This is a genomic window from Peptostreptococcus sp. MV1, from assembly GCF_000758885.1.
Lineage (GTDB): Bacteria > Bacillota > Clostridia > Peptostreptococcales > Peptostreptococcaceae > Peptostreptococcus.
Genome location: NZ_JRNB01000032.1, coordinates 1 through 10281, shown reverse-complemented (window position 1 = coordinate 10281; position 10281 = coordinate 1). Strand labels below are relative to the sequence as shown.

Below are 10281 nucleotides of genomic sequence, written 5' to 3'. Positions count from 1 at the left end.
TTTAGCGTTGGGAGAGAATTTTTTCTCTCACCAACGCTAAATATTATACAACCTAAATAAATAGACGTTTAAGTTGGACTGGTAGTCAATGATTTGACTACCGGTCCTTTTTTACATTGCATAATATATAGGTGGTTTTTTCTGTCTTGAAATTTTATGACAAGTACTTCTAGGCTATTGGTGTGAAATTTATTTATGATAATAAGGGAGATTACTTTATTTATTCCAAAAAGAGTACATAAGACTATAGGCACTAGTAGGGGGTTTAATGTCTTATGAATAATTATGAAATTGGAATGATAGGAGAAGAGGCAGTTGCAATTTACCTAGAGAAGATAGGCTGCAGAATAATAGATAGGAATTACAGGACTAGTAGGGGAGAGATAGATATTATATTTATTGAGGACGGATTTTTGGTGTTTGGTGAGGTCAAGACTAGAAAAAACACTTGTTTCGGTAGTCCTGCCCAGGCCGTTGATGCAAAAAAGATGGCTAGGATAATAGGTGTAGCCAAAAATTATATATGCTTGAATAGTCTATTTGAGTATGGGGCAAGGTTTGATGTATTTGAGGTATACTACAATGAAAAAAAAATAAAGCATATAAGAAATGCTTATGTTCTAGGAGGTGGAATATGATTAATAAAATAAAGTCTGGCATGGTGATGGGTGTGGGCGGACTCATAGTTGATATAGAGGTCGATATATCCAAGGGAATGCCATATTTTAGTGTGGTAGGCCTGGCTGGTACAGAGGTCAAGGAGTCCAAGGAGAGGGTCAGGTCTGCCATCATAAATAGCGGCTATGACTTCCCCTTAAATAGGCTAGTAGTCAACCTATCACCGGCTGATGTCAAGAAGGATGGGTCCTATCTAGATTTAGGGATATGTGTCGGTATACTTAGACACAAGATCAAGAAGACAGATGAATATCTAAGGGAATCAGGATTTTTAGGTGAATTGTCCTTGGATGGAAATATAAAAAACATGAAGGGTATCCTATCCATAGTAATCAAGATGAAAAAAGAAGGGATAAAGAGGGTTTTTATACCTATTAGCAATTATCCGGAGTGTAGTGGCATAGATGGTATAGAGATTATAGGCTTAGACAATGTGAGGGAATGCTTGAAAATATTGAATATGGAAAAGGATGAAATCCATACGTATTTAGCAGGCAAGTATAGGGACCTATTTGACAATAAATATGACCCAGACAAAAAGTCTATACAGCAAGTCCTAGACTTGGATGGGGATGCCTCCAATACAAAAGTAAAATCAGAAGGGAATGCTTTGACAGGACTGAGTATCTTGGAGGATGATTTTTATAATATAAGGGGAAATATCATAGCCAAGAGGGCTGCTATGATAGCAGTTGCTGGTGGGCATAATATGTTCATGTTAGGTCCACCGGGCACAGGTAAAACAATGATAGCTAGGGCTATAAAGACAATATTGCCTCGACCTAACAAGGATGAGGAATTGGAGATTACCCAGATATATAGTGCGGCTGGACTCCTAAAAGAGGGGCAAGGCCTGATAAGGACAAGGCCTTTTAGGCAGCCCCACCACACAGCGACTAAAATATCTATGATAGGAGGGGGATCCAAGGCTAGTATGGGTGAGATTAGTTTGGCCCATAGGGGGGTGCTATTTTTAGATGAGGTAGCTGAATTTTCCAAACAAATTTTGGAGGCATTGAGACAACCTATAGAGGATTCAGTGGTCAATATATCGAGGCTCAACCACACAGTAAGCTATCCAGCAGACTTTCAATTGATAGTATCAATGAATCCTTGTCCATGTGGTTACTACAAAAGTCACAAGGAATGCACTTGTCGCCAGTATGAGATAGAGAGATACTTGAACAAGATATCAGGACCTATCTTAGATAGGATGGATGTATTTTGCGAGGTTGGCAAGGTTGATTTTGAAGAATTTGATGACAAGTCTCAGAGGATGTCATCTGTGGAAATGTTGGATATAATTCAAGCCACAAGAGATATTCAAGAAAATAGGTTTAAGGGGCGTGGTTTTTTGCTTAATTCTCAAATGACAAGTGAAGATATAGAAAAGTACTGCTGCTTGGATCAGGATACAAGTATGATGGCAGCAAGGATATACAAGAAGCATGGCCTGAGCAATAGGTCTTATACTAGGTTACTCAAGTTGGCTAGGACTATAGCAGATCTAGAGGCTAGAACAGATATTTCTAGCAAGGACATAGTAGAGGCTTTTTCCTATAGGAAGGCTTATTACAAATACTTTGATAGATAGTTATATATCTTATCATAGGGCTTGTATTCTTTCTAAATAAAAGTAGGGTTGGAGGATAATGATGGATAATTTTTTTATATGGGCAAGGGAAGTAATTGGCATAGGACCTAAGGGTATGAAGGCATTTTTTGATGATAATAAAGATATATTAGAAAAAATATTTATTGAAAAATGTTTTGAAGGTCCTAGTTATGATGAGAAGAATTTTGAGCTTGATACAAATGAGTTTTTGGGTATTATTATGGATAAGGGGAGGATTTACTTCTCAAAAAAAATCATGGATAAGATAGGTAAATGTGGTTACAGTCAAGATGTAATTGACGATATAAAAAATGATATGAGGTCTAGGAGGGTTTCATATATATGTTATGATTCAGATGACTATCCAGACCTCTTGAGAAATGTATATGACCCGCCCTATATCCTCTATTATTATGGTGATATATCCATAGTCAATAGCTACCCACTATTGTCAGTAGTAGGGGCTAGAAAATGCACTGAGTATGGCAAAAATGCTGCCAAGTATTTGGTAAGAGACCTAGCAGAGTCTGGTATAGGAATAGTTAGTGGCTTGGCAGTTGGTATAGATTCATACGCTCATAAGTATTGTCTAGAGGGAGGTTCACCAACTATAGCTGTAATGGGGACAGCTATAGATAATATATATCCCAAGTCAAACAAAAAGTTATTTAAGCAAATAATAGACCAAGGCGGGCTCATATTATCTGAGACAGGCCCTGGTAGGGAAACTTTTAGAGCTAGCTTTGCAATTAGGAATAGGATAATCGCGGGTTTGTCTAGGGGCATATTGGTGATTGAGGCAGGTAAAAAGAGTGGTTCCCTAATAACTGCTAGGTATGGTCTAGACAATGGTAGAGAGGTTTACTTGGTACCGGGAAGTATTTTTTCAGAACTTTCATATGGCTGTAATGAGATGATAAGCATGGGTGGAAAAATGGTTATGACCAGCCAAGATATACTAGAAGATTATAGAACTTTTTATACTTTTGATTGCTTAAATAACAAAAAAAATAATAAAAATACTGGTAATAATCCCTCTGTTTGTGTTAATATTAGAAATGAAAACTTGAATGGGGAAGAATTTTCTGAGCATGAGCGAGATATTTTGAAGCTTTTATCTGAAAAGGGAGCCTTAGAAATTGACAAGATTTCCAGCTACCTAAATATGGAGGTAGGGGAGGTTATATTTTGCGTCAATAATTTGAGTATGATGGATTATATTTTTGAGGTAGGCATAAATACCTACGAATTAAATAAGGTCCTTATAATATAAATAAATGGAGGTGTTGTTTGTGCCAAAGGCTTTAGTAATAGTCGAGTCTCCAGCTAAGGCAAAGACTATCGAAAAATTTCTGGGCAAAAACCACTATGTTGTAAAGGCGTCAGTAGGACATATAAGAGACCTGCCAAAGAGTAGGTTGGGTGTCGATATAGATAATAATTTTGAACCTGAGTATATAAATATTAGGGGTAAGGGACCTGTAATTAAGGACCTAAAAAAAGAAGCCAAGAAGGCGACAAAGGTCTATCTAGCAACCGACCCCGATAGAGAAGGCGAGGCAATATCCTGGCACCTATCCTATATACTAGGCATAGACCCGAAGAGTCAATGCAGGATAGAATTTAACGAAATAACAAAAGATACAATAAAGAAGGCAATCAAGAAACCAAGACAGATAAATATAGACTTGGTAGATGCCCAGCAGGCTAGAAGAGTTTTGGATAGGCTCCTAGGCTACCAGATCAGTCCAATCCTGTGGCAAAAAATAAGGAGAGGTCTAAGTGCTGGTAGGGTTCAATCGGTGACAACCAAGCTAGTTTGTGCAAGGGAAAAGGAAATAGAGGCCTTTGTTCCTGTTGAATATTGGTCGCTGGACCTAATATCAGAGGTGGATGGATGTCCTGTTGAATTTTCTTTTTACGGCCTAGATGGGCAAAAGCTGGACCTAGAAAATGAAGACCAGGTCAATGATATAATTGAGAAGATAAAGGCCTCAAGCATACTAATTAAGAAGATAGATACAAGGACTAGGAAGAGGACAACAGTTAAACCATTTACTACTTCTATGCTACAGCAGGAGGCCGTAAATAGGTTGGGCTTTACCACTAGGAAAACTATGAAGATAGCCCAAGAATTATACGAAGGTGTAGATATAAAGGGCGAAGGTACTGTAGGTTTGATTTCATATATCAGAACAGATTCACAGAGGCTATCAGAAGAGGCAAAGTTATCTGCTAAGGATTTTATCCTGGATTCATATGGACAAAAGTACCATTCAGAAAGTAAGGAAAAGAAGGCCAAGGGCAAGTCAAATTCACAGGATGCCCATGAGGCTATTAGGCCTACTTCTGTTTATAGGCATCCGGACGATATAAAGGAATCCCTATCAAAGGACCAGTACAAGCTATACAACCTGATATGGAGAAGGTTTGTGGCTAGTCAGATGTCTGATGCCCTATATGAAAATTTGAGTATTGAAGCTCAGATTGACCAGTATATATTCAAGGCATCAGGTTCAAAACAGATATTTGATGGATTCACTAAGGTATACAATTTCTATGAGAGGGAAGACAAGATACTTCCTGAAATTCAGGTTGGAGATAGGTTCGATGTCAAGGAAATTGATCCTCAACAGCACTTTACCCAGCCACCAGCCAGGTATACAGAGGCCAGTCTGGTAAAAACCCTAGAAGAGTTGGGGATTGGTAGACCGTCTACCTATGCACCTACTATAGGGACTATCTTAAATAGGGGTTATGTTGAAAAAGAAGGAGCCTCTATAAAACCAACTGAGCTAGGTAATATAGTCACAGATATACTGGAAGAAAACTTTGAAATGTTGACTGATGTGGACTATACTGCCCAAATGGAATCCAGACTAGACCAGATTGAAGAAGGGTCTGAAGATTGGAAGCATGTTGTTTCTGAGTCCTATGCACCCCTAGCATCATCTATAAAGGAAGCTATAGAAAATATAGAAAAAATAAATATGGATATAGAAACAGACGAAATTTGCGAATTATGTGGGTCAAATATGGTAATCAAGCATGGTAGGTTTGGCAAGTTTATGGCCTGCAAGAATTATCCTGAATGCAAGAATACAAAACCTATCGTAGAGAAGATTGGTGTCAAGTGTCCAAAGTGTGGAGATGGTGATATTATAGTCAGAAAATCCAAGAGGGGAAGGGTATTCTATGGATGTAGCAACTATCCTGACTGCGATTTTGTAGAGTGGAAGAAGCCTAATGGTGAGGTTTGTCCAGAATGTGGGTCATATATGGTTGAGAAGGTTACAAAGAAAGAAAGCAAGTCAGTCTGTTCAAACAAGGACTGCATAACTAACCAAAAGGCTAAGAGTAAATAGCGTTTTACACTTTATAGTTTATGTTATTAATTTTTATCCTATCCGGTTTATAAAAATTTAAATAAAATAGGGAAAAGTTATTAGAATATAATGAAAATTATAAAAATACTTGATAAAGTAGTTGAAAAAAATTATAAATTGTGATACTCTTAACTTGTATTATATTGTTTGAATTGTGTGTATTTTAAAAAAATTAAATTTCATCGTAAATTTAGGCAATATTAAAGGGGCTAATAAAAAAGCATAATAATATATTTAATAAAGTTTAGGAGGGGTATCACATGGCAAGTGAGTTGTTATTAAATACGAGAAAAATAAACAAGACGCTTCAATCTAATGCAGGTACATCTGTTTCATTTGATCAGTTGTCAGTTATTTTGAGCGATGTACTTGATTCAAATGTCTATATAGTTAGTTTGAAGGGTAAAGTATTAGGACATTATCTACAGAAACCAGAAGACAGTTCTATAATAGTAGATGAAGACAGCAACAAGACGATTTTTCCAGAAGAGTATACAGAGAATATACTGAAAATATATGAAACTAGAGAGAATATATCTGGAGATGAAGCCTTAAAGTTCTTCCCATATGAACAAAATAGGTTGGCCAAGTTCACTACGGTAGTACCTATTTTTGGTAGCGGAGAGAGGTTAGGAACTCTTTTGCTGTCTAGATATAATAAGTCTTTTGTGGATGAAGACCTAGTAGTTGCTGAGTATGCCGCTACAGTTGTTGGTCTAGAAATAATCAGAGCTATTAGTGAAGAGATGGAAGAGGATATGAGAAAGAAGGCTGTTGTTCAGATGGCTATAGGAACTCTTTCATATTCTGAATTAGAAGCAATAGAGCATATATTCAATGAACTAGATGGAGATGAAGGGCTACTAGTTGCAAGCAAGATTGCAGACAAGGTTGGAATCACTAGGTCTGTAATTGTAAATGCCTTGAGAAAGTTTGAGAGTGCAGGTGTAATAGAGTCTAGGTCTCTTGGTATGAAGGGGACTCATATCAGAATCTTGAATGATAAGCTATTGGACGAATTAGCCAAGGTAAGATAGATATACTGGATAGGTAGAGGTGTATATACTTGGCTGCATATCTATATAAGACGTGTATGCTATAAGTATATCAATGAGTATGTTAAAAGTGGCGTTAGGGTGATGGTATATTACCTTAGCGTCATATTTTTTAGGAGGACAGGATGCCATTAGCAGATAAGTATAGGCCCACAAGAATAGAAGATGTGGTTGGACAAAATCATATTATTGGCAAGGGAAAACTCTTAAATAATATGATCGAAAAGGCGTATTTTCCAAATATGATATTTTTTGGTCCGCCAGGCGTTGGTAAGACCACAGTTGCAGAGATAATAGCAGGCAGGGCCAAGAAGAAATTTTTTAAAATAAATGCATCAAATTCATCAATAGAGGATATAAAGAGGGTAATAGCCTCTATTGGTAGCATGGATGCTCAAAATGGAATACTCTTGTATATAGATGAGATACAGAGTTTCAATAAAAAGCAACAACAGTCTATATTGGAGTTTATTGAAAATGGTCAGATAAGCTTGGTAGCGAGTACTACAGAAAATCCCTACCACTATGTATACAAGGCCATCCTTAGTAGAAGTATCGTTATGGAATTTAAGTCTATTTCTAGGGATGATATAGTGAGGGGGCTTGAAAATATTGTAGCCCGCTACAACCAGTTGAGCAATGTGGAACTAGTTTGCGATAAGGGGGCCTATAGGGCCATGGCCAATGCCTCTAGCGGAGATATGAGGTCAGCAGCTAATATTTTGGAGTTGGCTATAAATGAATCACATCTTGACAAGGATGCCAGGGCTAGGATAGATATGTCTGTAATCAAGAGTATGAATATAGCAACTAGCTATAATTTTGATACTGGCGGAGATGTGCATTACAACCTCTTGAGTGCTCTTCAAAAATCAATCAGGGGTTCTGATCCTGATGCTGCTATTTATTATTTAGCTAGGTTGATAAAGGGTGGAGACCTAATTAGTATTACTAGGAGGCTGCTTGTTATAGCCTCAGAGGACGTAGGGATGGCCTACCCAAATGCTATAGTTATAGTCAAGGCCTGTGTCGACTCTGCCATGCAGCTAGGCTTTCCTGAGGCAAGAATACCACTGGCCCAGGCCTGCTTGCTACTGGCTACTTCTCCCAAGTCCAATTCTGCCTATCTGGCTGTAGATAGGGCTCTGGCGGATATAGATAGTATGATCCAGGATGATATACCAAGCCACCTACTAGATTCACACTACAAGGGGGCAGAAAGGTTAGGCCATGGTAGAGGATACAAGTACCCTCATAATTATCCAGACCACTATGTAGACCAGCAATACCTACCAGATAATCTGGTCAATAAATGTTACTATGAGCCGCAAAATAACAAGTTTGAAAAAAGTATAAAAGAATTTTTCAGGCGTTTAAAAGGGTAAAAAGTCTGTAAGTATTGACAAAACTAGACATGTGTGAACACTTTGGGAAAATAGGTACAAATATTGGAATTTTAATGAAATTTTAATCTTGACTTTTTTACTAGGATATAATATTATAAGTATAGAGTTAATTCATATCAATTTACTAGGGATTAATTCGAGAAGAGGTGAAAACAATGAAGCTTTCGACTAAAGGTAAGTACGGTTTAAAGGCAATGTTTGAACTAGCTGTCAGTGGCGACCAAGAGGAACCAGTTTCCCTTAAATATATTGCCAACAAGCAGGAGATATCAGACCAGTATCTGGAGCAAATATTCTCAGCACTTAAGAAGGCCGGTTTGGTCAAGAGTGTGAGAGGGGCCCAGGGAGGTTATTTCTTGTCGAAACCGGCATCAGAAATAACTGTAGCAGATATCTTGAAAGTATTAGAGGGTGACATGGCCTTTACTGAGTGTTTGTTGGATGAAGATGCTTGTAAGAATTTTGATTCATGTTCAACTAGATATGTTTGGGCCAGGATTAAAGAGGCTATTGAAGAAGTTACAAAATCTATATCCCTTCAGGATATGGCGGACGATTATAATTCAAACTTCAGCTACAGGGATGATGACATTACTTTAAAAATGAGAGACATTAAATAACTCTTAAATATATTTTATCGATTAAAAGAAGGGCCTCGTGCTCTTTTTTTGAGTTTATGACAAGAATGGAGGAAAGATGAAGAGAGTTTTATTAGGTATGAGTGGTGGAGTGGATAGTTCAGTTGCTGCCTACCTGCTACAAAGAGAAGGATATGAGGTCGTAGGAGCTACTATGTCCTTATGGAAACCTAAAGATAATAGTGAAGATAAGTCAGTTAGTGACGCAAGGGCTGTCTGTGAAAAGTTGGGAATTGACCACCATGTGCTTGATTTCAGCAGTGAATTTCAGGAAAAAGTCGTGGACAATTTCATAGATGAATATTTCAGGGGCAAGACACCTAATCCATGCGTTTTTTGTAATAAATCTATTAAATTTAACCTTTTGTTTGATAAGGCGAGGGATTTAGGATGTGACTATGTAGCCACAGGTCATTATGCCTTGGTTGAATACAACCCAAAAAGTGGCAAGTATGAGATTAAAAAGGCCTCAAGTGATAGTAAGGACCAAACGTACGTATTGTACAATCTGAACCAGGAAAAGCTAGCAAGAACGCTTTTCCCAATAGGAAATTATGACAAGGACACTATTAGGTCTATTGCCAAGGAGATCGGCCTAGAGGTTCACAACAAGCCAGATAGCCAGGACATATGCTTTATACCGGACCATGATTATAAAAAATTTTTAAAGAAGCACTCTGATAGGAATATAGAGTCTGGTAACTTTGTTGATATATCAGGAAGGGTCTTGGGTCAACATAAGGGTATAATCAGCTATACAATCGGCCAGAGGAAGGGTCTAGGCATAACATTTGGTAAACCTACATACGTGGTAGGTATAAATGGAGATGACGGATCAATTATACTAGGAAATAATGAAGACCTCTTTAAGTCTAGTCTCCTAGCCAAGGACGTTAACTTTGTCGAATGGAATCAGGACGAAATAGAGGGTCCAATAGATGTCTACGCCAAGATTAGGTATGCTGCCAAACCATCACCTGCCAGGGTGACATATATCGGCAAGGATAGGGTTAGGGTAGACTTTGAAGAGGCTCAGAGGGCCATAACTAGCGGCCAGAGTGTGGTATTCTATTCTGAAGATAGGCTACTGGGAGGAGGCATCATAGAATAAGCCTAGCCATTAAAATTAATCAGAAAAGTGTTGATAAAATGTTTATTTTATTGTAATATATATGTATTAAGTTTGGCGAAATGAGCGCTAGACTGGTTAAGTATAAGAAAAAATACTAGGATGGGAAGTAGTAGGAGTCATTGGTCTTATAGAGAGGGGGCGTCGGTGGAAATACCCCAGATACAGGCTGTGAAGCAGTCCCGGAGTAGCTCTTTGGAACTAGTAGTACATTGAGACGTGATGCTGCGTTAATGCTAATGAAGATGTCACACTTGTTTGTGATAATCAGGGTGGTACCGCGAATACAAGCTCGCCCCTGTAGTTGATACAGGAGTGGGCTTTTTTTATGTATGACGGGCATGCCGTCAGTCTGTGGTGAAAGTCCACGTAGG

Annotated in this window: 8 protein-coding genes and 1 other annotated feature; all 8 genes read left to right on the top strand. The window is 38.1% G+C overall.

Features of this window, described 5'->3' with window-relative positions; all coding sequences use genetic code 11:
* The first annotated feature begins 275 nt into the window (after positions 1-275).
* The 8 genes from HMPREF1639_RS02640 to mnmA all read left to right on the top strand — a co-directional run bounded on the left by HMPREF1639_RS02640 (position 276) and on the right by mnmA (position 9889).
* Complete coding sequence (locus HMPREF1639_RS02640; RefSeq protein WP_036762985.1) at positions 276-638, top strand: YraN family protein; 363 nt, start codon at positions 276-278, stop codon at positions 636-638.
* Entirely contained in the window at positions 635-2272 is a 1638-nt protein-coding gene (locus HMPREF1639_RS02635) for a YifB family Mg chelatase-like AAA ATPase (RefSeq protein ID WP_036762984.1), read from the top strand. Before HMPREF1639_RS02640 ends, HMPREF1639_RS02635 begins: the two co-directional genes overlap by 4 nt.
* Before the next feature lie 61 nt (positions 2273-2333).
* Complete coding sequence (gene dprA / locus HMPREF1639_RS02630; RefSeq protein WP_052045391.1) at positions 2334-3566, top strand: DNA-processing protein DprA; 1233 nt, start codon at positions 2334-2336, stop codon at positions 3564-3566.
* Positions 3567-3585: 19 nt separating this feature from the next.
* A complete protein-coding gene (gene topA, locus HMPREF1639_RS02625) occupies positions 3586-5658 on the top strand; it encodes a type I DNA topoisomerase (RefSeq protein WP_036762982.1) in 2073 nt (690 codons plus the stop codon).
* A gap of 281 nt (positions 5659-5939) precedes the next feature.
* Positions 5940-6716, top strand: coding sequence for a GTP-sensing pleiotropic transcriptional regulator CodY (gene codY / locus HMPREF1639_RS02620; RefSeq protein ID WP_036762981.1), 777 nt, complete (start codon positions 5940-5942; stop codon positions 6714-6716).
* A gap of 143 nt (positions 6717-6859) precedes the next feature.
* Positions 6860-8119: a replication-associated recombination protein A gene (locus HMPREF1639_RS02615; RefSeq protein WP_036762980.1), complete on the top strand. Its 1260-nt coding sequence runs from the start codon at positions 6860-6862 to the stop codon at positions 8117-8119.
* Positions 8120-8295: 176 nt separating this feature from the next.
* Positions 8296-8760, top strand: a complete 465-nt coding sequence (locus HMPREF1639_RS02610) for an RrF2 family transcriptional regulator (protein WP_036762979.1) — start codon at positions 8296-8298, stop codon at positions 8758-8760.
* 76 nt (positions 8761-8836) lie between these two features.
* Positions 8837-9889 (top strand): tRNA 2-thiouridine(34) synthase MnmA, encoded by a 1053-nt coding sequence (gene mnmA, locus HMPREF1639_RS02605; RefSeq protein ID WP_036762978.1) that lies wholly within the window; start codon positions 8837-8839, stop codon positions 9887-9889.
* A 108-nt stretch (positions 9890-9997) separates the two neighbouring features.
* Positions 9998-10210: a binding site (T-box leader), on the top strand.
* Positions 10211-10281: the final 71 nt, after the last annotated feature.

What these genes read in the sequence shown, in the direction of transcription:
- mnmA (WP_036762978.1), top strand. Translation starts at nt 8,837, where the DNA reads ATGAAGAGAGTTTTATTAGGTATGAGTGGTGGAGTGGATAGTTCAGTT.
- HMPREF1639_RS02610 (WP_036762979.1), top strand. Translation starts at nt 8,296, where the DNA reads ATGAAGCTTTCGACTAAAGGTAAGTACGGTTTAAAGGCAATGTTTGAA.
- HMPREF1639_RS02635 (WP_036762984.1), top strand. Translation starts at nt 635, where the DNA reads ATGATTAATAAAATAAAGTCTGGCATGGTGATGGGTGTGGGCGGACTC.
- dprA (WP_052045391.1), top strand. Translation starts at nt 2,334, where the DNA reads ATGGATAATTTTTTTATATGGGCAAGGGAAGTAATTGGCATAGGACCT.
- HMPREF1639_RS02615 (WP_036762980.1), top strand. Translation starts at nt 6,860, where the DNA reads ATGCCATTAGCAGATAAGTATAGGCCCACAAGAATAGAAGATGTGGTT.
- HMPREF1639_RS02640 (WP_036762985.1), top strand. Translation starts at nt 276, where the DNA reads ATGAATAATTATGAAATTGGAATGATAGGAGAAGAGGCAGTTGCAATT.
- codY (WP_036762981.1), top strand. Translation starts at nt 5,940, where the DNA reads ATGGCAAGTGAGTTGTTATTAAATACGAGAAAAATAAACAAGACGCTT.